The 25,096-nt window shown below is 59.4% G+C and carries 20 protein-coding genes and 1 pseudogene; 6 read left to right on the top strand and 15 right to left on the bottom strand.

Translation table 11 applies throughout. The annotated features are described in order from the left end of the window. Positions 1–3: 3 nt before the first annotated feature. Entirely contained in the window at positions 4–822 is an 819-nt protein-coding gene (locus NKH49_RS05035) for an ABC transporter ATP-binding protein (protein ID WP_352502486.1), read from the bottom strand. Between the two features lies 1 nt (position 823). Then, complete coding sequence (locus tag NKH49_RS05040) at positions 824–2,008, bottom strand: ABC transporter permease (RefSeq protein ID WP_352613793.1); 1,185 nt, start codon at positions 2,006–2,008, stop codon at positions 824–826. Between the two features lie 78 nt (positions 2,009–2,086). Between NKH49_RS05040 and dgcA the strand changes: the two genes are divergently transcribed. Further along, complete coding sequence (dgcA, locus tag NKH49_RS05045) at positions 2,087–3,070, top strand: N-acetyl-D-Glu racemase DgcA (RefSeq protein ID WP_352925264.1); 984 nt, start codon at positions 2,087–2,089, stop codon at positions 3,068–3,070. Here dgcA and NKH49_RS05050 read toward each other — a convergent pair. Together NKH49_RS05050 and NKH49_RS05055 are read right to left on the bottom strand one after the other, a co-directional pair. After that, a complete protein-coding gene (locus NKH49_RS05050) occupies positions 3,041–4,258 on the bottom strand; it encodes an MFS transporter (protein ID WP_352925266.1) in 1,218 nt (405 codons plus the stop codon). The two genes, dgcA and NKH49_RS05050, sit on opposite strands and share 30 nt — an antisense overlap. Before the next feature lie 127 nt (positions 4,259–4,385). After that, positions 4,386–5,207 (bottom strand): UDP-2,3-diacylglucosamine diphosphatase, encoded by an 822-nt coding sequence (locus tag NKH49_RS05055; protein WP_502907836.1) that lies wholly within the window; start codon positions 5,205–5,207, stop codon positions 4,386–4,388. Positions 5,208–5,325: 118 nt separating this feature from the next. Here NKH49_RS05055 and NKH49_RS05060 point away from each other — a divergent pair, with 118 nt between their 5' ends. After that, positions 5,326–6,105: an SDR family oxidoreductase gene (locus tag NKH49_RS05060; RefSeq protein WP_352925268.1), complete on the top strand. Its 780-nt coding sequence runs from the start codon at positions 5,326–5,328 to the stop codon at positions 6,103–6,105. A 140-nt stretch (positions 6,106–6,245) separates the two neighbouring features. Here NKH49_RS05060 and NKH49_RS05065 read toward each other — a convergent pair whose 3' ends face one another. Both NKH49_RS05065 and NKH49_RS05070 read right to left on the bottom strand, forming a co-directional pair. Beyond that, on the bottom strand, positions 6,246–6,911 hold the full coding sequence (locus NKH49_RS05065) for a hypothetical protein (protein WP_352448725.1): 666 nt from the start codon (positions 6,909–6,911) through the stop codon (positions 6,246–6,248). A gap of 24 nt (positions 6,912–6,935) precedes the next feature. Beyond that, positions 6,936–8,336, bottom strand: a complete 1,401-nt coding sequence (locus tag NKH49_RS05070) for a selenium-binding protein SBP56-related protein (RefSeq protein WP_352750196.1) — start codon at positions 8,334–8,336, stop codon at positions 6,936–6,938. Between the two features lie 397 nt (positions 8,337–8,733). Between NKH49_RS05070 and NKH49_RS05075 the strand changes: the two genes are divergently transcribed. Next, a complete protein-coding gene (locus tag NKH49_RS05075) occupies positions 8,734–11,058 on the top strand; it encodes an NADP-dependent malic enzyme (protein WP_352925270.1) in 2,325 nt (774 codons plus the stop codon). 12 nt (positions 11,059–11,070) lie between these two features. On the opposite strand, the gene NKH49_RS05080 is transcribed toward NKH49_RS05075, so the two are convergent. After that, positions 11,071–11,844, bottom strand: a complete 774-nt coding sequence (locus tag NKH49_RS05080; RefSeq protein WP_352925587.1) for a DUF1287 domain-containing protein — start codon at positions 11,842–11,844, stop codon at positions 11,071–11,073. A gap of 115 nt (positions 11,845–11,959) precedes the next feature. Here NKH49_RS05080 and NKH49_RS05085 point away from each other — a divergent pair, with 115 nt between their 5' ends. Next, positions 11,960–13,144, top strand: coding sequence for a DUF2865 domain-containing protein (locus tag NKH49_RS05085; protein WP_352925272.1), 1,185 nt, complete (start codon positions 11,960–11,962; stop codon positions 13,142–13,144). Here the strand turns inward: NKH49_RS05085 and gltX are convergent. The 5 genes and pseudogenes from gltX to NKH49_RS05110 form a co-directional block, all read right to left on the bottom strand. After that, entirely contained in the window at positions 13,062–14,435 is a 1,374-nt protein-coding gene (gene gltX / locus NKH49_RS05090) for a glutamate--tRNA ligase (RefSeq protein WP_352925274.1), read from the bottom strand. The two genes, NKH49_RS05085 and gltX, sit on opposite strands and share 83 nt — an antisense overlap. A 133-nt stretch (positions 14,436–14,568) precedes the next feature. Next, positions 14,569–16,374 (bottom strand): ABC transporter ATP-binding protein, encoded by a 1,806-nt coding sequence (locus NKH49_RS05095; protein WP_352925276.1) that lies wholly within the window; start codon positions 16,372–16,374, stop codon positions 14,569–14,571. A gap of 382 nt (positions 16,375–16,756) precedes the next feature. Further along, entirely contained in the window at positions 16,757–17,170 is a 414-nt protein-coding gene (locus NKH49_RS05100; RefSeq protein WP_352613798.1) for a GNAT family N-acetyltransferase, read from the bottom strand. A 27-nt stretch (positions 17,171–17,197) separates the two neighbouring features. Next, positions 17,198–18,880, bottom strand: coding sequence for an NAD+ synthase (locus tag NKH49_RS05105; protein WP_352925278.1), 1,683 nt, complete (start codon positions 18,878–18,880; stop codon positions 17,198–17,200). Between the two features lie 65 nt (positions 18,881–18,945). Continuing rightward, a pseudogene (locus NKH49_RS05110) lies at positions 18,946–19,488 on the bottom strand (DNA-3-methyladenine glycosylase I); the annotation flags it as partial. A gap of 252 nt (positions 19,489–19,740) precedes the next feature. Between NKH49_RS05110 and NKH49_RS05115 the strand changes: the two are divergent. Beyond that, a complete protein-coding gene (locus NKH49_RS05115; RefSeq protein WP_352925280.1) occupies positions 19,741–20,541 on the top strand; it encodes a hypothetical protein in 801 nt (266 codons plus the stop codon). A 31-nt stretch (positions 20,542–20,572) separates the two neighbouring features. Continuing rightward, a complete protein-coding gene (locus NKH49_RS05120) occupies positions 20,573–21,022 on the top strand; it encodes a hypothetical protein (RefSeq protein WP_352925282.1) in 450 nt (149 codons plus the stop codon). Positions 21,023–21,077: 55 nt separating this feature from the next. Here the strand turns inward: NKH49_RS05120 and NKH49_RS05125 are convergent, their stop codons facing one another. The 3 genes from NKH49_RS05125 to NKH49_RS05135 form a co-directional block, all read right to left on the bottom strand. Next, positions 21,078–22,130: a hypothetical protein gene (locus NKH49_RS05125; protein WP_352925284.1), complete on the bottom strand. Its 1,053-nt coding sequence runs from the start codon at positions 22,128–22,130 to the stop codon at positions 21,078–21,080. 453 nt (positions 22,131–22,583) lie between these two features. Next, positions 22,584–23,669: a hypothetical protein gene (locus NKH49_RS05130; protein ID WP_352925286.1), complete on the bottom strand. Its 1,086-nt coding sequence runs from the start codon at positions 23,667–23,669 to the stop codon at positions 22,584–22,586. Positions 23,670–23,784: 115 nt separating this feature from the next. Further along, complete coding sequence (locus NKH49_RS05135) at positions 23,785–25,014, bottom strand: hypothetical protein (protein ID WP_352925288.1); 1,230 nt, start codon at positions 25,012–25,014, stop codon at positions 23,785–23,787. Between the last annotated feature and the right edge of the window lie 82 nt (positions 25,015–25,096).

Consider the following 25,096-nt stretch of genomic DNA (forward strand, 5'->3'; position numbering starts at 1 on the left):
TGGCTATGCGCGCGCCGCAAGATCAAGTTGCCGGGCGCGTTTTCCGCGGAAATAGGATTTTACCCAGGGTTCCTCGCTCCTGAGCATGTCGTCGATCGTGCCCTCGACCAGCACTTTCTTGTTGCCGAGCACCGCCACGCGGTCGCACGCCGTAAACAGCGTGTCGAGATCGTGCGTGACCATATACACGGTCAAATCCATCGTATCGCGCAGCTTGACGACCAATTCGTCGAACTCAGCCGCGCTGATCGGATCGAGCCCGGACGTCGGTTCGTCGAGAAAAACGATGTCCGGGTCGAGTGCCAGGGCGCGCGCCAGCGCAGCACGCTTGATCATGCCGCCCGAGAGCTCGGAGGGGAATTTCTGCGCCGCATCCGGCGGCAATCCGACCAGCTCGACCTTGAGCATGGCAAGTTCGTCCATCAGCTTCTTCGGCAAATCGAGATATTCGCGCATCGGCACCTGAACGTTTTCGAGGACCGTCAGCGCCGAAAAAAGGGCGCCATGCTGGAACAGCACGCCAAGCCGCATGTCGATGCGAAGGCGCTCCCTTTCGGTTGCCTTCTCGACGTCGACGCCGAACAGTTTGATTGTTCCCGATTGCTTGCGCGTCAAGCCAAGGATGGTGCGCAAGAGAACAGATTTGCCGGCACCGGAGGCACCGACGAAGCCGAGAATCTCCCCGCGCCAGATATCGAGCGACAGTTTGTCGAGAACGACCTGATCGGCGAACGACACCGTGACGTCGTGCGCCGACAGCACGATCTCGTCTTCTTTGGCTTTCGCCGCCACCTTGGTCGTGTTTGTGCCCGGCAGCGCCATCTCAGAACTCGATCGCTGCATAGAACATGGCGAAAAGCCCGTCGAGGATAATGACCACGAAGATCGACTTCACCACGGAGGCGGTCACATGCTGGCCAAGCGATTCGGCGCTGCCGCCAACCTTCATGCCCTCGACCGAGGCAATTATGCCGATGATCATGGCCATGAACGGCGCCTTGATCAGGCCGGCAAAGATGGTGCTGAGGTCGATTGCGACACGCAGCCGGTCGATGAACGCTGCCGGTGCAATATCGGAGTAGAGCCATGCTGCCAAAATGCCGCCGCCCAGTGCGGCAAAGTTGGCGATGATCGTCAGGCAAGGCAACGCGACGACCAGCGCGACGAGCCGCGGAAACACCAGCACGCCGATTGGATTAAGGCCGATCACCTTCAGCGCATCGACCTCCTCGCGCATCTTCATCGAGCCGATCTCGGCGGTGATCGCGCTACCGGAGCGGCCGGCGATCATGATCGCCGTCATCAAAACGCCGAGCTCGCGCAGGATCAGCACGCCGACCAGGTCGACGACGAAGATGTCGGCGCCGAAATAGCTGAGCTGATAAGCGCCTTGCTGGGCGACGATCGCACCGACGATGGCCGACATCAGCACGACTACCGGTATGGCGCCGACACCCATGCGATCGATCTGGTTGAAGATTGCCGCCATGTTGACGGCATGGCCACGGCCAAGCTTCATCTGCGAGCCGCGTATCGTGGCGCCGAGGATATTCATTGCGGCCAGGAAATCGTCGCGCATCTCATAAACGCGCCGGCCAACCGCCTCGAGCCCGCGAATGATGAAGTTGGGCGGCTTTGCCGGACCTGATTCGGGCTCGCGACGAACGGCGTCCCCGACGGCGCCAAGCAGGATCGAGGCTATCTCGCTTTGCCCCTGCATCGTGATCTCGACGCCCTTCTTTTCGAAGCTGCTGACCAGGCGGTCGATCAGCCACGCCCCGGCTGTGTCCATCTTCTCGATTTGTGAAAGGTCGAGCGCCAGCGTCTTGAAGCCGCTGCGCTTCTCGATCTTGCGCATCTCGGCATCGACCAGCGCCACGGTGCGCGTCGTCCAGGTTCCCGAGAAAGCGCAGCCGAGAACGCCGCCCTCCTCGCCGATCGCGATGCGCGGCTGGTGGTCGGGCTCCTTGGCAGGGCCGCTTGCGTCGCGTTTGCGGATGGTCAACATGGCGTCCTGTTTAGCCTGACGGGGCCGACCTGTCGATTTGCCGACATCCTCCTTGTTGCACAGCCGGAGCAGAAAAATATGGCGCGTGTCATTTCGGTCGAGGCCGAGCGCTTTCCGATAGCCGGGACCTTTACCATTTCGCGCGGCTCGAAGACCGAAGCGGAGGTGATTTCCTGCGCCATCACCGAAAACGGCCGTACAGGACGCGGCGAATGCGTCCCTTACAAGCGCTATGGCGAAACCATGGAGGGTGTGCGCGACGCGATCGAGGCGATGCGCAGCGAGATCGCGCACGGCATCAGCCGCATCGCCCTGCTCGATGCCATGCCTGCCGGCGCGGCACGCAACGCCATCGATTGCGCGCTCTGGGACCTGGAAGCGAAGATCAGCGGAACACCGGTGGCGCATACGATACGAACCGTTCCGTTACGACCGCTCGAGACTGCGTATACATTGTCGCTCGCCGAGCCGGAGGCGATGGCGGCGCAGGCCCGCGCCAACGCCCAGCGCCCGCTACTCAAGGTCAAGATCGGCGGCGACAACGACATCGCGCGCATCCGTGCAGTGACGGCGGCAGCACCCGACAGCCGAATCATTCTCGACGCCAACGAGGGCTGGAATAACGACAACATCGTCGCAAACCTCGCCTTTGCCGCCGAGCACGGTATCGCCTTGATCGAACAGCCGCTGCCGGCGGGACATGACAGTATTCTTCGCCACATCGCGCATCCGGTACCGATCTGTGCCGACGAAAGCGTGCACGAGGCGAAGGACCTTGAAGCGCTTGTCGGCCTTTACGACGCCGTCAACATCAAGCTCGACAAATCGGGTGGCCTGACCGCTGCACTCGTGCTTCGCAACCGCGCCCGCGAACTGGGTCTTGGTGTCATGGTCGGCTGTATGGTCGGCACATCGCTTGCGATGGCGCCGGCCGTACTGTTGGCGCAGGATGCCGATTTCGTCGATCTCGACGGTCCGCTGCTGCTGGCCCGCGACCGCGTTCCCGGTCTCGTCTACCAAGGTTCGCTGGTGTCACCGCCCGAGCGGGCGCTGTGGGGCTGAACGCGCGGCAAGCCCGATCAGAGCCAGGCCCGTCAGGACGATCGGGATCATCGCAAAGAAGCCATTCGCGCCGAAGCGGTCGTAAAGAGGACCGGAAATCAGCGTCGCCGCCGCCATGAAGAAGCCATTGGAGAAGTAGGCGATGCCTTGCGCCGCCCCGGTGCGTTCTTCCGCGACCGTCTCACCGATCATCTTTTGCAGGCCGATCAGCACCAGCGCCACCGAAACCGCGTGCAGCGTCTGGATCGCGAAAAACCCGCCAACGCCAAGCCCAAGCGGCCAGATCAGCGGAAAGGCGAACCAGCGCACGATTGCGCCAATCCCGGCAATCAGCATGATCGAGACGACCGAGAAGGAGGCGAAAGCGCGGGTGAAAACGACGAACATGCATATCTCGGCGACGACGCCCCACCCCCACAGAAGCCCGACAACCGAATCGCTGATGCCGATCGACTTCCAGTAGATCGACACGAAACCGTAGAGAAATGCGTGGCTGGCGGTGATGACGCCGACGCCTGTCGAAAAATAGAGGAAGTACCGGTTGAGAAGTTTCGGTGCCGATTGCTGGATATCGGCGGCCGAAAGCGGCGAGGCGCGGCGTGGGCGGCCGAGGCGCGGCGCAATCAGTCCGGCGGCTAGCGCGGCAAACAGCGCCGCGAAGATGATCACCGGGACAGCCTGGGCACCGCTCGCCGACAGGATGAAACCGCCGGCGAGATTGGCGCAGAGATAGGAGATCGAGCCCCATTTGCGCATGCTTGCGTAATTCGAGCCGAAGCGGCGAACACCTGAAAGGGCGAGCGAATCGGCAATCGGCGAATGCGGCGTCCAGACGACCGTCAGGGCCAACGACACGGCAAGTACCGTTGCGTAGGTCGGCGGCAGGAGGTAGCCGGCGGACAGGATCAGCGATGCGGCGACCAGCGCAACATAGACATTGGCGCGGTCGCTCGCTTTGTCTGCCAGCGCAGTAAGAAAAGGCGTCGTCGCCACGCGCAGGAACATCGGCGCGGCGAGGATCACGGCTATCTGTTCGGCATGGAACCCCTTCGCCTGCAGCCACAGCGGGAAATACGGCACATGCGTCCCGAGCGGAACGAAGAGCGTAAAGAAGATCAAGCTCATGCGCAGTTCGAAATGGCGTGGCTTGACGAGCTGTTCGGGCGAAAGCGGCGGCAGCGAGGACATTGACAGGCGATCCGTCGGCACGGCATTCAGCCGAGTCGGCCCGCCACACCTGCCGCTGCTTAACACGGCGAAAAAGTCGATGAAACCGCTGGACTAACCGATTGAAGCGAGATGCGGCCGGATTTGGTCAAGCCGCCTGGACTGCCCTGCCCTTGATGTCGATCGGCACGAGCATCTCGCTGCCGACCGGAGTCTCCGGCAGGACATGCGCCCAGTGCAGGATCTCCATCCGGCCGTCAAAATGCTCGACCACCGCCGTGCAGCTCTCCACCCAGTCGCCGGTGTTGATGTACTGCACGTCCTCGTAGCTTTCGATCGCGGCATGGTGGATGTGCCCGCAGATCACGCCGTCGACGTGCGAGCGGCGCGCCTCCTCGGTCAGCACGGTCTGGAACGAGCCGATGAAATTCACCGCCTTCTTGACCTTGACCTTGGCCCAGGACGAGAACGACCAGTAAGGCAGGCCGAGCACCTGGCGCAGGCGCGTGATGACGCGGTTGACCAGCATCGCCGCGTCATAGGCGTAGTCGCCAAGATAGGCCAGCCAGCGCGCATTATGGACGACGGTGTCGAACTGGTCGCCATGGATGACAAGAAGGCGTTTGCCATCGGCGGTCTCATGGATGGCGCGGTCGGCGACGACAATGCCGCCGAAATGAACGCCCTGGAACTGGCGCGCGAACTCGTCATGGTTTCCGGCGATGTAGGTGATACTGGCGCCCTTGCGCGCCTTGCGCAGCAACTTCTGGACGACGTCATTGTGGCTCTGCGGCCAATGCCAGCTCCGTCTCAAGCGCCAGCCGTCGACGATGTCGCCGACGAGATAGATGATATCGGCATCGTGATGGCGCAGGAAATCGATCAGGAACTCGGCCTTCGCCGCCTTCGATCCGAGATGGACGTCGGAGATGAACATGCTGCGGAAAGTGCAGGGCTCTGCGCCGGACATCATTTGTCACCGTTGCTTTCGGTGAGGCTATGCCCCGATCATGCAACAACCGTATGACGGTTGCGATTGGTCCAGCCATCCGGATAGGTTGCCGCGGCAATCAGAGGAGAAAATCACCATGGATCTCGGCATTCGCGGCAAGAAGGCCATCGTCTGCGCTTCGAGCAAAGGCTTGGGACGCGGCTGCGCCATGGCACTGGCGGAGGCAGGCTGCGATCTGGTGGTCAATGGCCGCAACGCCGACGTGCTGGGCAAAACTGCCGCTGAACTGCGCGAGAAATTCGGCGTCAAGGTGACCGAAATCGTCGGCGACGTATCCAAGCCCGATGTCCAGAAGGCGCTGCTTGCCGCCTGCCCCGATCCCGACATCCTCGTCAACAACAATGGCGGTCCGCCGTTTCGCGATTTCCGCGCGCTCGACCGCGAAAAGATCCTCGAGGGCGTCACCCAGAACATGGTGACCCCTGTCGAACTGGTTCAGGCCGTGATCGACGGCATGGCGGCGCGCGGCTTCGGCCGCATCGTCAACATCACCTCGCTGTCGGTCTATGTGCCTATCCCCGGCCTCGACCTGTCGTCCGGCGCCCGCGCCGGCCTCACTTCGTTCCTTGCCGGCGTCGCACGGACAGTGATCGACCGCAACGTGACGATCAACAACATGCTGCCCGGCAAGCTCGACACCGACCGGCTGCGCGGCCCGCACGAGCCTGGCACGCCCGAAGATCCGGTCGCCGCCGCCGCGCGCAAGGCCAACGCCGCGGCCAACGTTCCGGCCAAGCGACTCGGCACGCCGGAGGAATTCGGCCAGATCTGCGCCTTCCTGTGCTCGGTCCATGCCGGCTACCTGACCGGGCAGAACATACCGGTGGACGGCGGCCTCTATGTCAGCGCGTTTTAGTGGCAGAATCCAAGGCTTGATACCCGCTGGACGGCGGAAGAACGACCCTTTGCGGTTGTTGGGTTGCGAGCGCCGCATGATGCGATCTGATCTTTCCTGACATCCGGAGAAGGGAGAATTCCTTTGCCAATGCATGCAACCTACCGAGCGAATCCGATACTCGCGATCCCAATTCCCCCCACCAGGATCAGGCTCACGGCCCACACAGTGTCGAGATTGAACCAGCTTTGTGAGATGAACTTGGGTCCGAGCCATCGATAGACGGCAATGGCGATAACACCGCCGCTTACAATCATCGCGGCCGTATGGACTACGGAGACGGCGGTGGCGGTGATCAGATTACCTGCCATGAGCGTGATAGCCGCCTGGTGTCCAACATCGAGATCGCCTGCCTGGCACAGGCCGAGATAAATCGGCACCAGCATCAGCCCGGCGCCATGCGCGGTGGCGGCCGCGAAGGACCACAAGGCCAGTTGTGCCGGCGGGATACGGGCAAGAACACGCGGGTGGCGCCGGTTGATCAGGAGATAGATCCCGGCTGCGATCACAATCAATCCCGCCGCGATGCGAATCTGTCGTTCCCAGACGATGAGCGTCAGCATCGCGCCGAAGGGCAGCAGGATACCGATCATCGCCACAAAGTGGCCCATTGCCAAAAGGCCGAGCGCCCGGAACAATTCGCCGGCACGTCTATCCAAAAGTCCGGTCGAAACGGCCAACGGCCAGCCCATGCCAGGATTGATACCGTGATAAATACCGCTGGCGACGACGGCCAGCCAGAGACCGGCCGTCGTCCACTCGCTCATCGCTTTATTGACCCGGGCAGTCGGTTACACCGACGGATAGCAGAACGAATCCGTCGAGCAATCGCCGCCTTCCAGACGAATCTGGTGGGAGCGATACCCCTCGGGGAACTCGACATAAAAGTCCTTGTCCAGGGTGATCCCACCGTTCTCGCCGACATTGGCCTTGACCATGGCTGCCGGAATACCATCGCGATAGAACTGGTCGTCCCAAGTCGAATACAGGGAGTTGGTCCAGTAAACGCGTTTGCCGTCGCGGCTGATCTCGACCATCTGCGGTCCGCCCCTGTAGTCGCCGCCGCCGGGATGCTTGGTCTTGCGCGTGATGCCGCCAATATGGATGGACCCTGCAAGCTTAGGCTTCATCGGATCGGTCACATCGTATTGGCGCATCTCGCCGGTGCCCCAGCAGGATACGTAGAGGAATCGGTCATCGAGCGACAGGTCGATGTCGGTTACTAGCGGCGGCACCGCCTCGAAGCCCTGAAGCAACGGCGGCAGGTCATCCTTGGCGGCTGCCTCGGGCGGGATGGTCGCCGTCTTTTCGCAATGGAATTTGCCGCCCTCGCGCCACCAGGTCCAGATCGATCCCTCGAGGTTTGTCGTGTCGACGACCACTCCAAGGAAACCGTATTCCTTGACCGGGTCATGGGCGGGGCGGACTTCCAGCGCCATCTGGTGGTTGGCGCCCAGATCGATGGTCTGCACGTTCCTACGTTCGCGCAAATTCCAGAAATGCACCCGGTGTCCATATTTGTTCGACAGGAGGTCTTCAGGCACGATGCCCTGCTCGAACTGGGGCGGAAGGGCCCACTCGCTCGACACCATGTAGTCGCGTGGCAGGTTCCACCAGAAATCATATTGCTTGTCCTGCGGCCCGCGATCGATCTCGTAGCGCCCGATGACGTCGAACGTCTGGCAATCCATGACAAAGATGCCGGGAGGTCCGTCGGTGCCGTCAGGGCCACCGCCCCCAAGCGTCGAGACATAAATACCTTCCGGACCGCAGTGAATCGTATGAGGCCTGGAATAGCCCGTCTTGGCAAACACCTCTTCTGGCTCGATGACCTTGTGGATCTTGGCCTTGGTCGGTCCGCCCTTGGTGTCTATGACGTAAATGCGCGAAGATCGAATACCGGGAATGATCAGAAAGCGGCGCTCGAGAAACGGGTGACCATTCAGCGGCGAAAGGGCCGACGAGCACGCGTTCCAGCCGAAATGGTGAAACTCGTCGCCCTTGTTCGGCATTATCACGCTATGGACGACCTTGCCGTAGTCCTTCGACTTCGGGTTTACGTCAACTATGGCTAGTCCATCTGGCTGAGAGAAGTCGGGACTCAACATCAAAGTGTAGGCAAAATTTTCGACTGGCGCCTGCATTGCGAGCTTGGCAGTCGCGTGGAAAGTCGGGTCTGGCCGTACAGTCATTGTCGTCCTCCCTTGGCAGGTTAAGCAGTCCGACCGACAATCAGGGGCACGATCTGTGATGCGTTTGGATGTCCGCCGAAAACGTCGGGGCGCTTTGTTGTTCGCACGCTATTTCGTGCGACTTTTCGAAGAATCTCACGGATTTTGGAGAACTGCAATGTCGACTTGTTTCGCCGCGAGGCCTCTGAGCGACGAGCGCCACCAGACATTCGAACTGGGCGGCGTACCTCGCCGCAGCACCCCGCCTATCGCCCCAACATCTCAATGGCAGACCGCACAGGAGGGCGGGGGTGCAAGCCGCAAGCTCGCGCTTGCGACATATCACCTCTCGAAAAGCCTCGGCTGCATGCTAAGAGACTCAAAACATCAAACGGACTGAACTGAGGAGGCGGCCGTCATGACAGGCGAAAGCAAGAAGGCGGCCCGATCCGACCTCGACGAAGCAGCGCTCTATTTCCATAAGCACCCCCGTCCCGGAAAGCTGGAAATCCAGGCGACGAAGCCACTGGGCAATCAGCGCGACCTGGCGCTTGCCTATTCGCCGGGGGTCGCCGCCCCCTGCCTTGAAATCCGCGACGACCCGGCAACCGCCGCCGACTATACAGCCCGCGCCAATCTGGTCGGCGTTGTCACCAACGGTTCGGCGGTGCTGGGCCTCGGCAATATCGGTCCGCTCGCCTCCAAGCCGGTGATGGAGGGCAAAGCGGTGCTGTTCAAGAAGTTCGCCGGCATCGATGTCTTCGACATCGAGATCGACGCACCGGGCATCGAGCGCATGGTCGAGACGATCTCGGCGCTGGAACCAACCTTCGGCGGCATCAACCTGGAAGACATCAAGGCGCCCGAATGCTTCGAGGTCGAGGAGCAGTTGAAAGCCCGCATGGGCATACCAGTCTTCCATGACGACCAGCACGGCACCGCCATCATCGTCGCCGCCGCCGTGCTCAACGGGCTGGAATTCGCCGGCAAATCCATCGCGGACATCAAGATCGTTACGTCAGGCGCCGGTGCTGCGGCGCTTGCCTGCCTCAACCTACTGGTCTCGCTCGGCGCGCGGGTCGAAAACATCTGGGTCACCGACCGGTTCGGGGTCGCCCATAAGGGCCGCGTCGAGGAGATGGACCGCTGGAAAGACCCCTATGTGAAGGACACCGAGGCGCGCACGCTGGCCGACGTTCTGCCCGGCGCCGACGTGTTTCTCGGCCTGTCTGCCGCCGGCGTGCTGAAGACGGAATTGCTGCACCACATGGCGCCAAAGCCGCTGATCCTGGCGCTGGCCAACCCCAATCCCGAGATCATGCCGGAAGCGGCACGGGCGGCGCGACCCGATGCGATGATCTGCACCGGCCGCTCCGATTTCCCCAATCAAGTCAATAACGTACTCTGTTTTCCTTACATCTTCCGTGGCGCGCTGGATTGCGGCGCAAGTGCCATCAACGAAGAGATGAAAATGGCCGCCGTTCGGGCGATCGCAGCGCTTGCCCGCGAAGAGCCGTCCGACGTTGCCGCGCGCGCCTATTCCGGCGAGACGCCGATCTTCGGCCCGGAGTTCCTGATCCCCTCGCCTTTCGATCCGCGGCTGATCCTGCGCATTGCCCCCGCCGTTGCCAAGGCAGCCTGCGAGACCGGCGTCGCGACCCGACCGATCACCGATTTCGCCGCCTATATCGACAAGCTGAACCGCTTCGTCTTCCGCTCCGGCCTGGTCATGAAGCCGGTATTCTCGATGGCCAAGACGTCGAGCGCCAAGCGCGTCATCTATGCCGACGGCGAGGACGAGCGCGTGCTTCGCGCCGCGCAGGTCGTGCTCGAGGAAGGCATTGCCGAACCGATCCTGATCGGCCGCCCGCATGTCATCGAGGTGCGGTTGAAACGCTATGGGCTGCGCATCAAGCCGGGCGTCGATTTCGGCTTGATCAACCCGGAAGACGATCCGCGTTACCGCCACTATGTCGACCTTTTGATCGAGCTTGCCGGCCGGCGTGGGGTGACGACGGAAGCGGCGCGCACCATGGTGCGCACCGACAATACGGTGATCGCCGCCCTTGCCCTGAAGCGCGGCGACGCCGACGCCATGGTCTGCGGCCTCGAAGGCCGTTTCGAGCGCCATTTGCGCAACGTCACGCTGATCATCGGGCCACGCGCCGGCATTAGGGATCGCGACCTGTCGACGCTTTCCATGCTGATTTCGCAGCGCGGCATCATTTTCCTCACCGATACCCATGTCTCCGTCGATCCGACCGCCGAGGAGATTGCGGAGATGACCGTTCTGGCGGCCGAGGAGATTCAGCGTTTTGGCATCGAGCCCAAGGCAGCCCTGCTTTCGCATTCGGATTTCGGCTCCCGCGATTCGCCAAGCGCCATGAAGATGCGGCAGGCGGCGGCGATCCTGGCGCGCATCGCGCCCGACCTGCAATGCGACGGCGAGATGCATGCCGACTCGGCACTGTCGGAGCAGCTGCGCCAGCGCGTCTATCCGCATTCGCGGCTGAAGGGCGAAGCCAATCTGCTGGTGTTCCCCAATCTCGATTCGGCGAACATCACGCTGACCGCGCTGCGCACGATGATGGACGCGCTGCATGTCGGCCCGATCCTGCTCGGCACCGACAGCCCGGCGCACATATTGACGCCGTCGGTGACGTCGCGCGGTGTCGTCAACATGACGGCACTGGCAGTGGTCGAAGCCGCGCATAAGGCGCAAGCCATCGTCGAGCTGGGCTAGCCATGGGCCTTCTCAGATTGGCTTGAACCGGAAATGCCCTGTCTGCCTGAAGGCAAACAAAGTGTCCTCTTCCCTGGCGCCGCCGCCGATATTGTGAATGACCAGTCTTCTTGTCGGTACCAATGTGGAGCGATTGGACGACACGATGGCAATATGCGGCAGATTGCCGGGCAGCATCTGGGCGACGAGATCCCCAGGCCGATAATCGGCGGGGTCTTGGCTGACGGGCAAGGCGGCACCGCGCCGCTCGAAATAGACCGCAAGATTGGGCACACGGCGGTGGTCGATGTTGCGGTCCGGCGCTTTCAAGCCCCAAGCCTTCGGATAGGCGGCAAAATTGGCCCGCATATCCTCATGCACCAATTTTTGCAGGTCGAGATCGAAGGCGCGGCGATAGGCACGGATCACGACATCCGTGCACACACCCCGCTCGGGCCCAACGTCCCCGCCCGGATAGGCCAGGCGTGTATAGGTCGGATCGTAGAGTGTGGTGACGCCGATCTGCCCACGGGCAGCTTCGACCAATTTGGTACCCCAATCCGGCGTGATGGGCTTTTCCTGCGCCAAGGCAACCGGCATCGCCAGGCACAAAAGACCAAATTGCAGTGCGGCTCGACGGGTAATCGCGGTCATGCCAAGCCTCCGGGCATTGCTGGATCCGGGCATTCTTCTGGGCGAATACGCCTTTTTTCGTGCAACGCCAGGATGTCGCGGATCTGGCTCTTTCCGAATATGTCGTGTGGCGTAGTCGATATGACAGCACCGGTCGTGATCGAAGCCGCGCACAAGGCGCAAGCCATCGCCGATTTGGGCTGAAGGCGGAATCGGCGGTATGCTAAACAAACGGTTAACCGCAAGCGCGGTAGCTTTCTGAACGACAGGCAGTCGGAGTTCCGGAGGGATGACGGGCGCAAGTTGGAAGCTGACGCGGGCCGCTGCGCTGCTCGGCGCCGTGGTGCTGTGCGGCATTGCCGCCACTCAGGCACAGGCCGCTTCCCGCCTCTGCCGCCAGCTTGAAGCCGATCTTGCCGCCGCTTCTCGTGGTGGCGGCGGCAAACCGGCATTGCTCAGGAAATATGACGACGCAATCGTCCGGCAGCGCCAGCAGATTTCAAAGGCCGTCAGGCAGGCCAGCAGCGCCGGCTGCGGCTTTTCGCTGTCTCGCCGCAACGCCAACGCATGCGCAGCACTCGACGCCACCATCGATCGCATGGCAGCCAATCTCGACGCCCTGCAGGCCAAGCGCGGCGACCTTGCCGGCGGTGGTTCGCGACGTGATCGTGCGCGCATATTGACGTTGCTTGACGCCAATGGCTGCCGCGATGATGCGGCGGCGCCGACGCCCCCGCCGGTCCGCGAAGCCAACCGTGAAAACGGCAAGCGAAACCTGCTCGACCAGCTTTTGGGCAGTCAGCCCGAAGAGGCCGACCAGGCTGAAGAACTGAGCCAGCCGGGCAACATCCGCACCGTGCTCAACAGCGCCGACATGGGCCAGCCCCAAGGCGAATTCCGCACCATGTGTGTGCGCACCTGCGACGGCTATTTCTTCCCGATGTCGAATGCTGCCTCGCTGGGCGATTTCGAGCGCGATCAGAAGAATTGCGAATCGAGCTGCCCCGGCACCGAGATGCAGGTTTTCTACACGCGCGGCGTGAACAGCGATTCGGCGTCGATGACGTCTTCGGTGACGGGCAGGCCTTATATCGAACTGCCGACGGCCTACCTCTACAAGCAATCCGACATGCCGCGGCCGCCGACCTGCGGCTGCAACGCCGCGCAGAATTTCGAGATCATCGCCGGCAACCCGCCAACCCGGGAACAATCCGAGGCGAATGTAGAGAGTACCCCGTTCATTCCGCTGCCGGTTGCCAGGCCTGATCCGGGCGCCGACCCGGAGTCGTTGGCCAATGCGCAAGACGGCCTCGACCGTGGGGCGATCAGACGCCTTGCTGTCAAACCTGTGCCCTCGCCGACATCGCTGCCGCCGCCGGAGCAGCGCAAGGTCAGGGTCGTCGGGCCAACGTTCCTTCCCGACCCAGCAGCGGCAACAGATCTGCAAGCTCCGGACCCGAAGGCTGTCCCGTAAGCGCCAGCCTGAGCGGCATGAACAGCGCCTTGCCCTTACGGCCGCTCGCCGCTCGGATCTTGCCCGTCCAGTCCTTCCAGACGGTGCCGTTCCAAGGCTCTTCCGGCAGCAACTCGAATGCCTGGCGAAGAAAGTCGCGGTCCTCGTCGGAAAACTCCGCCGGCTCCTCTGGACCGTCTCGAAGCGTACGCCACCAGATCGCCGCATCGGCCAGCCTGTCGAGATTGCCGCGCACGGCCAGCCAGAAAGACTCGGCCTGTTCGCCGGAGATGCCGAGCACGATCAGCCGGTCGCGCGCCTCGGAAAACGGCATGTGATGCAGCAGCGTGCGGTTGAGCACGAAGAGTTCGTCCGGGTCGAATTTGGCGGCGGATTTCGATGTTGCAGTCGGATCGAAGCGCTCGACTAGCTCGGCCATCGTTGGCACCGCCACGACGTTTTCCGAGGTGCCGACGAGCACCGCCAGCGAAGCGATCGCCATCGGCTCGATGCCGCTCTCACGCAGGCTCTGGATGGACAGCGCGCCGGTGCGCTTCGAAAGTCCCTCGCCTGATGCCGTTGTCAGGAGATTGTGGTGGCCGAACACCGGCGGCTCCGCGCCAAGTGCTCGGAACAGGGCTATCTGGACGCCGGTATTGGTGACGTGGTCGTCGCCGCGAATGACATGGCTGACGCCCATGTCGATGTCGTCGACAACCGAAGGCAATGTGTAGAGGTAGGTGCCGTCCTCACGCCGCAGAACCGGGTCTGAAAGCGAGGCGAGGTCGACGGTCTCTTCGCCGCGCACCAGGTCGTTCCAGTGGATTTCGGTGCGCTCCGGCTGTAGCGGATCGCTGCTGAAGTTGGGCAGCAGAAAGCGCCAGTGCGGCCGCCGGCCATCGGCCTCATATTCCGCCACCTGCTCGGGTGCCAGCGTCAGCGCCTCGCGGCCATAGACTGGCGGCAGGCCACGCGTGCGGCGCACCTTGCGCCTCAGGTCGAGCTCTTCAGGCGTCTCATAGCAAGCATAGACGAGGCGCGCCTCCTTCAGCCTCTCCAGTGCGGCATCGTAGATTTCGACCCGCCGCGACTGGTACTCCGTGGCATCGGGGAAGATGCCCAGCCAATGCAGGTCATATAGGATAGCGTCGGAAAACTCCTGCGTCGAACGGGCGACGTCGGTGTCGTCGAAGCGCTGGATGAAGCGGCCTTTGTTCTTGATGGCGAACAGCCAATTGAACAAAGCGGTGCGCGCATTGCCGATATGGATGCGGCCGGTCGGTGACGGGGCGAAACGGACGGTAACTGTCATGAGCGGGGCGTACCGGATGGTTTTGCTGTTGACAAGACGCGCCCCCGCGCTCGGCGGCAGACATAGAACATGACAAAGGCGAAGAAAAGACTGCAGCGCCGCACGTCTATCAAGACGCGCGGCACCGCAACCGTCAGATCACCAGGCCTTTGGTCAGTTCAAGCGCCTGGCGTTCGAACAGCCGGCGGTAGATGCCGCCTTGCAGCCGGATCAGTTGGTCATGCGAGCCCTCTTCGACGATGCGGCCGCGATCGAACACCAAAAGCCTGTCCAGCGCCCGCACCGTCGACAGCCGGTGGGCAATGACCAGCGTCGTGCGGCCGACCATCAACCGCTCCATCGCCTGCTGGATCAGCACCTCCGATTCCGAATCGAGGCTCGACGTTGCCTCATCCAGGATGAGAATGCGCGCATCGGCAAGAAAGGCGCGTGCGATTGCAACGCGCTGACGTTCACCACCCGATAGCTTTACGCCACGCTCGCCGACCAGCGTGCCATAGCCTTTCGGCAAATTGGCAATGAAGTCATGCGCGCTGGCCAATCGCGCCGCGTGCTCGATCTCGGCCTGCGTGGCGGCCGGCCGAGCATAGGCGATGTTTTCGGCCAGCGACCGGTGAAACAGGATCGGCTCCTGCTGGACGATTGCGATCTGCGCGCGCAGCGACGCCTGCGCCACATTCGCAATATCCTGGCCGTCGATCAGGATATTGCCCGCAGTCACGTCGTAGAGGCGCTGGATCAGCTTGACGAATGTCGTCTTGCCGGAGCCCGAATGGCCAACCAGCCCAACCCGTTCGCCCGGCGCGATGTCCACCGAAAAGTCGCGATAGAGCGGCAGGCGGTGGCTGCCATAGTGGAACGTGACATTGTCGAAGGTGATACGGCCATCGGTGATCCGGATCGGTTTGGCTCCGGGCCGACCCTCGATGCCGAGTGGTTCGGACTGGAAGTCGACCAGTTCCTCCATGTCGTTGATCGAGCGCTGCAGATTGCGGATATGTGTGCCGATGTCGCGCAGATAGCCTTGCAGCACGAAGAATGAGGTCAGCACGAAGGCGACATCGCCGGCGCTCGCCTGCCCCCACGACCACAACAGCAGGGAGAACCCGATGACCGCTGCCCTCAAAAGCAGCAGCATCGTCCCTTGCGTGGTGCCGTTGACGGTGCCGCGCATCCAGGTGCGGCGCGTGCGACCGCGCCATTTGGCGACGACCTCGGCAAGCCGCGTCTCCTCGCGTTCCTCGGCGCCAAAACCCTTGACCACGGCGTTGCAGCTCACCGCGTCGGCCAGCGAGCCGCCAAGCCGTGTATCCCACGCATTGGCAAGCCTTGCCGCGGGCGCGACATAGCCAAGCGACAGCATCGTCGTCACCGCGATGAACAGAACCGAACCGGTGGCGACGACAGCACCCATCAGCGGCCAGAACCAGCCAAGCAGCAGCGTCGAGCCGACGAGCATGACGACCGATGGCAGCAGCGCGATCAGGATCGTGTCGTTGAGCAGGTCGAGCGCCCACATGCCGCGCGTTATCTTGCGCACCGTCGATCCGGCGAAGCTGTTGGCGTGCCAGTCGGTGGAGAAGCGCTGGACGCGGTGGAAGGCGTCGGCGGCGATATCCGCCATCATCTTCAACGTCAGCTCGACAATGGCCATGAAGGCGAGATTGCGCAGCACGACACCGGTGAGCGCCAGGGCCACCAGCATCGAAAAGGCCGCTGTCGCCGCGTTCCACGCAACATCGTCGGCCGCAGCACTGCTGGCGACGGCATCCACCAGCCGGCCGGAATAGAGCGGCGTCAGCACGTCGGCCAAGGTCGACAGCAGGAATGTGCCCATAATGCCGGCAAGCCGCCACGGCTGACACCGCCAATGGCTGAGCGTGAAGCCAAGAACGCTGCGAAAGGCGCCCGCGCGCAAATCTATTCGAAAACGAGTCATGATGTCATTCGGGCGCAAACGAGCCCGATCCCACGAAAGTAGAAATTGAAAAACCGCGTCGGCGCCGTTTGGCGCCCGGAGATGCGGAGGTTTGGCGTATTTGGCGGCCCTGTAGAGGGGCGGCGACCGGCAGCGGCGAAATACCTGCCTCGGTTCAGCCTTGCCGCGAGGCTATCTCGCGGCGCACTGACCAAGACCTAGGCTTCGCAGCCTCGCATAACGATGTCAAATCCTGGCATTCGGTTCCTCCTGAAGGGGAATCGCGGAGAGGTGTTTATAGAGACGCCTCAACGCCGCGCCAAGTCAGTAGATAGCCAAAAGCGCATCTGGTCCAAGCAGTGAGACGATTTTGCAACAATCGCGGGTTGTGCGCTGCCTCTGTTCAGGTTGCCGGGATACGGTCGAGGCGCATATAGCGGCCATCGGTGGAAGGCCTGAAGCCGAGCTTCTCGTAAACCGCATGGGCGTCGTTGGTCGACAGGCTCCAATGCGTGACCGTCTTGACGTCCGAGTGGTCGATAAGCGCCTGGACAAGCCGGGTTCCGATGCCTTGTCCGCGATACCCGGGCCAGACAATTATGTCGGCGAGATAGGCAAATACCGTACGGTCGGTGATCGCCCGGCCGAAGCCGACCTGATTGCCGCCGACATAGGCGCCGACGCACAGTGAGTTGGCAAAAGCGCGGCGGTGCAGTTCATCGCTGCGGCCGCTGCCCCAATAGCTCGCCTTCAAAATGTCGGATGTCGCCCGGAAGTCGATCCGCGACAGGTCAAAGCTAATTTCAAGGTTGGCCATGGCTAAACCGTTACGCAGGCCAATGGCCTACCCGCGATCCCTGAACCGGTTGGTGATGGGATAACGGCGGTCGCGGCCAAAGTTCTTCCTGGTGATCTTCACGCCGGGCGCCGCCTGCCGGCGCTTGTATTCTGCGACGTAAAGCAGGTGCTCGACACGCGCCACCGTCGCCCGGTCATGGCCGCGCGCAACGATCTCGTCGACGCCCATCTCGTTCTCGACCAGACACTCCAATATGTCATCGAGCACTGGATAGGGCGGCAGCGAATCCTGGTCGGTCTGGTTCTCTCGCAGTTCCGCCGAGGGCGCCTTGTCGATGATGTTGGTCGGGATCACCTCGCCGGACGGACCGAGCGCACCCGGCGGCACATGCGCGTTGCGCCAACGCGACAATGCATAGACCTGCATCTTGTAAAGATCCTTGATCGGATTGAAGCCGCCATTCATGTCGCCGTAGAGCGTCGCGTAGCCGACCGACATCTCGCTTTTGTTGCCGGTGGTGACCACCATCGAGCCGAACTTGTTGGAAATCGCCATCAGGATAGTGCCACGTGCACGGCTCTGCAGGTTCTCCTCGGTAATACCTTCCTTGGTGCCCTCGAAAAGCTGCGTCAGCGCGTGCAGGAAACCTTCGACCGGCTCGAAGATCGGCACGATATCGTAGCGGCAGCCGAGTGCGCGGGCGCAGTCCTCGGCATCCTTCAGCGAGTCCTTCGAAGTGTAGCGGTAAGGCATCATCACGGCGCGCAGCCGTTCCTCGCCGAGCGCATCGACGGCAAGTGCCGCGCAGATCGCCGAATCGATGCCGCCTGAGAGGCCGAGCACGACATTCTTGAAGCCGTTCTTGTTGACGTAATCGCGCAGGCCCAACATGCAGGCGCGGTAGTCGGCCTCCTCCTTCTCCGGGATTTTCGACATCGGTCCGTCAGAGCAGACCCAGATGTCATTCTTTCGCTTCCAGGTGGTGACGTTGACCGTCTCCTCGAACTGGCTCATCTGGAAGGCCAGCGTCTTGTCAGAACCTATGGCAAACGATGCGCCATCGAAAACCAGCTCGTCCTGACCGCCAAGCTGGTTGGCATAGATAATCGGCAGTCCGCATTCGATGACCTGGCGGATAACGATCTGGTGGCGGACGTCGACCTTGCCGCGGTAATAGGGCGAGCCGTTCGGGACCAGCAGGATTTCCGCGCCGCTTTCGGCCAGCGTCTCGCAGACGGCAACCTCGCCCCAGATATCTTCGCAGATCGGCACTCCCACGCGCACGCCGCGGAAATTGACCGGCCCCTGGATCTCGGGACCGGCCTGGAAGACGCGCTTCTCGTCGAACTCACCGTAATTCGGCAGATCGAGCTTGTAGCGTTCGGCAAGGATCTTGCCGCCATCGGCAAAGATGATCGAATTGTGCGTGCCGGTCTTGCGCTTCAACGGCGTGCCGATGACGAAACCCGGGCCGCCGTCGGCGGTATCGCCGGCGAAATCCTCCGCCGCCCGCTCGCAGGCCTTCAGGAAGGCGGGCTTCAGCACCAGATCCTCAGGCGGATAGCCGGCAAGGAAAAGCTCGGTAAACAGCACGAGGTCGGCGCCTTGGCGGGCGGCATCCGCCCTCGCCTCGCGTGCCTTGGCAAGATTGCCGGCGACGTCGCCGACCGTCGGATTGAGCTGGGCGACGGCGATGCGCAATATGTCTGGAGCGGTCTTGTCTGTCATGCCCGTGGGTTTAGCGCGGCAAAATTCGTCGAGCAATGGCGTTCGTTTGGACCAAACAGTCGATCCTATTCGCCCATATATTCGCGCAAGGCTTCCGGCGGATGGTTCTCGCCGATCGACATTGCCAGAATGCGCGAAATGTGCCGGCGCGGCAGTCCGGTTTCCGCCGCCCAGGCGTTTATCTGCACTTGGATCTTGCCCAGGTCCTTCTTCGATGTCGGGCTCTGCGCGAGGTCGAGCCCGGCGTCGCGCAGCGCTGCCGCCATGTCGGCCGAGACGATGAAGGCGTCCCACTCCAGCCAGCGCAGAAAATACTGGCCGGTATTGCCGCCGAGCCGGCTGCCATGCTTGCCGAGATAGGCCATCAATCCGACCTGGTCATCCGCCGGCCAATTGGCCAGGAACTTGCCGAAGCTGCCATGCTCCTTCGACACGCGCTCGACGAAGGCTGCGTTGTCGCGTACGGATTTGATCTTCTGCGGATTGCGGACGATGCGCTTGTCGGCTGTGAGATCGTGCCAGAAATCGTCAGGCTGGAACAGCAGCCGCTTCGGCTCGAAGCCAAGAAATGCTTCCTCGAAACCCGGCCATTTCTGCTCGATGACCCGACAACAGTCAATTGAACATAGAACTTTTCAGAACTTTCAGCGTGTGCCGCCAGATGGTATGAATTGCCTGTCGGAGGGATTTTTATATGAGCGTTCAAATCAGAGCCGCTTTGATCATCGCCGGTGCCGTATTGGTTGCAATGGCGATGTACATTTATTTCAGCCCCTATCATTCATGCGTTCGTGCATACCCCAACAATTCGACAGCGGCATACCGATGTGCACAAGGCCGCAACTAAGAGGAATTTTGTCATGCGAAAAGCTTGGCTTCTGACACTGGCTATCATGCCTACGACCAGCGCATTCGCAGCCAATGAAGATTTTCCAGTCTTTCCTATCATTGTGCAAAACTTCGATAGAAATGAAACGTTGTCGGCCACTTGCAATGCGCCGTCCGCTGACGGAATGCGATGCCAGTTTAAGCGAATTTCAATTTCAAAACCAGATGCAGCCGAAGCGCCGCAGCGCATTGAGAAACTGGTGGGGGATTTGCTCAAAACTCCGGTTCCAAAAGGAAACGAGTGCGACGCCATAGCCCAGCTTTTGACCGCCGTTCAGACTGGCAACGCTGCTGCGTCATCGGACATAACCGACAAACAGGAATTTCAGGAAAGTTGGCGGAAGCAATCGCCGGTGGAAAGAGCCGATCAAACCCGCCTAGTCCAAAGCATGTTCGATTTCTGTAAATCTCGAAATCCACCCAATGCTGATGCCATGGCAAGGGCAGTGCAAGAATTTGAAGGCAACACATGCACAATCACCACGGATTCGTTCGAACGGAATTTCAAAGTGAATAATTCCACCAAGAAATGGCAATCAACCGTGCAAGCCAATGACCCATGTGGAACCATCACCTATAGCGAATTGGCAAAGCCGGATGATGCTGATTCAGGGCTGTTTTGGAATTACACGACCAAGGAAATTATCACCAATCCAACGGGCACCGATTACGCCAAGGCGAGTTGTTCAACCCACGATCAAACGGAACACCGCTACACGTGGAAGACAGGAAAGTTTTACGCTGATTGCCGATACATCCAGATAACCCACTAAAAGGTCTTTCTTTGATTGTTGGAATCCGGTAATGGTTTTTCATCGCCAACAAGGGACGCCATTTGGCATCCTTCAACCAAGCGTGAGGGAACCTATGGCAATCTCGTTCATTGACGAAATGAAGAAGCTGGAAAAGGAAGAAGCAGCACTTGCTGAAAAGAAGGCCAAGCTTCGTGAATCTGCCAAGACAGAAGCGATGAAGAAGGTGGAAGAAGCTATTGCGGACTTGAATGCGCTTGGCTTCAATTATCGCATCACGGATGTTTCGGGATTGTCTTCACGGGTAACACGTGGCCCTGCCAAATCCAAAGGGGCAACCGGAACCGGCAAGGGCGCAATGGCGGCTGACAAGGTTTGCCCAATCTGTGAATTCCGCACCGAACCGCCGCATGATGCACGGCGGCATCGGCATCAGCCGGAAGGCCAGAAGAAGCCATTCAATGCCGAAGAACTGGCACAGTTGGGTTTGAAGCGAGTCTGAAATCGTCTCTACACACTTTACACAGAACCCCGGTTTATCCGGGGTTTTTCGTGGGTCAGGTATTGAACAGGCTGAATGCGTAGTCATTGAAAAGGCTCTCACAGGACATATGGACACCGCTACGTATCGTTGTACTCCATAAAAGGTTGGAAATGGACCCTTGCACTATGCCGAAATCTAATGGCGATATGCCTACTGCCGTCGTATAGACTGTCTTGTTTTTTACAGTGTTCTCAGTAACAGTTGGCCTAAGCAATTGCATGTTCAACGGAATGAAGCCGAAGCCAAGGAACACTACCGTTTTGGCTTGGCGGATGGCTTCATGAATTTCTTGGATTTCGCTCGACTCCCGGTCCACTCCTTCAGTATAAGTTTTTATGCCGTCAACAAGTTCCAGCAACTGAAATCCGCTCACAGCTTCTCCATAATCAGCGAATGGTCCCGTTTCTCCCATCCATGGAAGTTTCCCAACGGTTCCGTAAGGATGGTAGATTGCCATGGAGTTGACTAGATAGGCAGCTTCCTTACTTGAAGTGCCATAGTGAGTTTTGATCGCATGATAAAGGAAATGTTCAAAGCACCGATCATAGTTGAAGATGATTACAGTTAGTTTTTTCAGTCGCTCCACTAGCTCTTCATAGGTCGAGTCGAAAAGCAGGCTTGCAAACCGGTTGTGCCATGAGACATTCAACTTAGCGAAGTCGATTGCTGACCCGCCAAAGGGTTGGTTTTCAAGCCGAAGAAGGCTATTAGCCTCTGAATTCAAAATGCATTTGACGATGCCTAGCTTGCCGCACAATTCAATCTCTTTGGATTCCTGATGCGAATACAAAAAGTTGTCTATCGAACGGGCTAAGGGCATTGCTGAACTAATCTGGCTACAGGCATTAATGAGCATAGCCTGACTCAAGCCTTGGGGATTGTCGTGCGCCGCCAGATGTTTCAAGGCGGACTCAATTGTTTGATCTTCGAGGGAGAAATCCATCGGACCAGAGCTTTTCACGAACAAGGCGCTTGCGATTATCGACTTCAAAGCATCGCCCACGGGCAAGCCAAGCTTGAAGCTGGCCCCTGCCCCAAGGATCAAAAGCGTTTTTTCAGCGAACATAGGAAAGCTGCTTTCAGTCACCGTTCGACGACATAGGCATGCCTTGGATTGTTAGCTAACGCTAGGCACGTGACCAGTTACACACCGAATTTCCCGAGTCACGGCCAAGCGCTTCACGCCGGGTGCTCCGTATCTCTCAGCGGAGACTCCAGCACACGCCGCTTCCTTCAACTGGAGAGCCGGTGGGCGTCGAGTTGGGTCGGCGGCTTGGGCTATGCCAAGACGAACGAGAGTCTGATAGGAAAGCTCGCCGAGCTCTCGGCAACTAAACTTGCCTAACTTGCCAATGCCCAGCCCCTGAACTGACCTTGCCAAGGGTGTCGCAGCGAACCACGGCCAAATGTCTAGCGCCGGGAGAGCCGTACCCCAATCGGATCCAGTGCAAAGCTGCCTCCCTTCTTCTGCACGACGGCGGACCCGTTCACTAAGCGGTGTCAGGGCGCATAATTCCGCTCAATTACCGATGCGGATGCCGATTTCTTTCGCTTCGAAATCAATAAGCAAACTGTTGGTCTCGAAGTATCTTATGCCAATAATGCTATGACCGATCGTTGGAGAGAATTCCAACTCGGAACTGTATGACGTGACGAACTTCCACTCCCCCAGCATTTTTTTTACGGCCACTTTGGTCCCGACATCCATTGATCCGCCCGAGTCTTTTGGCGGGTTGTTCGCTATCACGATTGTGGAATTTCCGGTGTCGTACAGCGTCGGTCGGCAAGTTGTTTCTTCTTTCAATAAGATACAAGAGCCGATGGTCGGGAAATTGTATCTTTCATCGGCGGTTTTCCATTTCTGGATTTTGAATCCGCTCTTCACGCTATCCGGTATCCCAATGTGGAGGGCCTTGACCGTCGGACAATTCGCATTCTCGTTCGTGCAAGCTCTCCAATCGGTCCCTACCGGTGAGAGATAGTACCCCTTTCGCAGGCCATTTCTTGCATTCACTGCGTCCATTGGCGATTTGAGCATTTGATTGGGCCCTCCACCTCCAACAGGGGAGATGCCAAAAACGCCTTTTGGCCACAGCGGGCCACCGACAATCTCACCAGTGCTGCGCCTGACTATCTTGTAGCGAATGAGGAACGGGATCGATGCCTCGGTGGAGGCGGGAGAACTCGATGAGCCGAACGTCACTCGGGCCAACGCAACATTGCCGTACTCGTCGTAGGTTCCGTAATGGGTGATGGCTTTCTGGGTGGTGACGGTTATCCCATCCAGTTCCAGGTTTTTCGTGATTTTTATTCCTTTGGTGGAACATAATCTGACAGGAAGGACAGCGGCGCAATCGATGGTCATGCCGCTCGAGCCGGTGTCCAACAAAAGCGGCTGATTTATTTTGCGAATTCCAAGGCGCAGTATTTTTACATACAGCATCCGGATGTTGGGTGGATTCCCCGGGTATTCCAGTTTTATCAAAGGAACAGTTATCTCTTCTGCGGTCTTGGCCGACGATGAGCTGGAAAACAGCGCTCCAAGAATTGCAAATATCGATGCAAGGATTCTTACGGCAGATGTCTCAGACCGATTTCTGTTCATTCGCTCCACCCAAATCCCGGTTTGAAAAAGATCGTATGATTTCTGGCTCTGTGAAATCCAAATAACCCCGGTCCGTCGTCCTTGCAGATTGTCGCCTTGCCGGCAGCCTTGGAGTTTAGACTGGCCTCAACGCTGAGGAATCGTCACTCCATCGCATGAGCCTCTGAGGTCCGTGAATGTGCCCCCGGCTGTAAAAGCAAAATATCGGAAAATCCTCCCAGAGTGCGCTTTCCATTATCTCAAGCGCCATAAGCGCACTCGGGTCGTTTCCACGCCGAAAGAAGTCCTGAAAAAGCCAGTTTAGATCTCTTATGGCTGTCGTTTTTAAGGTCACTTCTCCGCACAATAAAAATCCGACGCAAATCAATAAAGTGCGAGATGCCCTCATTAGCCGTGGCAGTGAGTAATGCGTATCGTGATACCGCTCTGCCCCAACAAATTCTATCGTCTTAGAGGAGAAGATCCTCCTTGAATTTTCTAGCATAGGCAAATGAACTGACGTCCAATTATTTCTCGTCGTCCTCTCAACGATCTCATTCAGAATATCTTCCACCTTGGAAAATTGGTAGAAAATAGAATAATCAAATAGGGCACCTACGCCCTGATCTTGACTACTCGCAAGATAATGTTCCTCGCAGATACTATCCAAACTTATCTCAGCAACAATTCTGTATAGGCTTTCGTAAATGAATGCGGATCGATAAATTAGCAAATCGGAAGTAGCTAAACCTACGCTCTGAACAGTGTCATGCTTCATTATGATGATCTGTTTTTCTGCAGGAAGTAATAGCTGTTTTTGATCAAACGAAGCAATAGATTCCCTCTCTGACAGAAATATTTTCCATATCGCAGCAATGCTCCTAGAGTATGCGTCGATCTCAGGCGCCTTGTAGTCGTCTAGTATAGTTTTTCCATACTCGTACGAAGAATATCCTACCTTCGAAAAGTGGTCCTTGTCGCTAATATTGAAGCACACCTCCAAGTCCAAGAACCCCTCACGCCTTTGCGCTGGCGAGCATGACTCTTCCTTGGCAATCGCTACTGTGGAATACTTCTCCTTTCGTACTGAGGCCGCCAAACGGTAAAAGCGAAAGTTGCTACCGAGCTTCTGGACACTTTCCTTCATTCGTTCTGGTATTGCGACGCTCCAGAGCCAGACCCTTGAGTCATCGGATGGGGCGCTGACGGTGATGGCAGCTGCGTTGCTAAAACGACAATGAGCCAGCGACTTTCCTAGCAGGTTGACACCTTGATGATCGTCATCTTCATACAGGTAGACTTGCACGAGAAGATTGCCCAACTCGGACATCCACACGCCTTCGATATCAAAGTAAGCATTCGCCATATTCCAATTCCCCGTCGCTCAAATCACAGCTTGGCGGTCTTCCCAATAGGCCCTGCTCTTGTGGGAATGACTGTATCCGACC

Source organism: Mesorhizobium sp. M1088, from assembly GCF_040318575.1.
GTDB lineage: Bacteria > Pseudomonadota > Alphaproteobacteria > Rhizobiales > Rhizobiaceae > Mesorhizobium.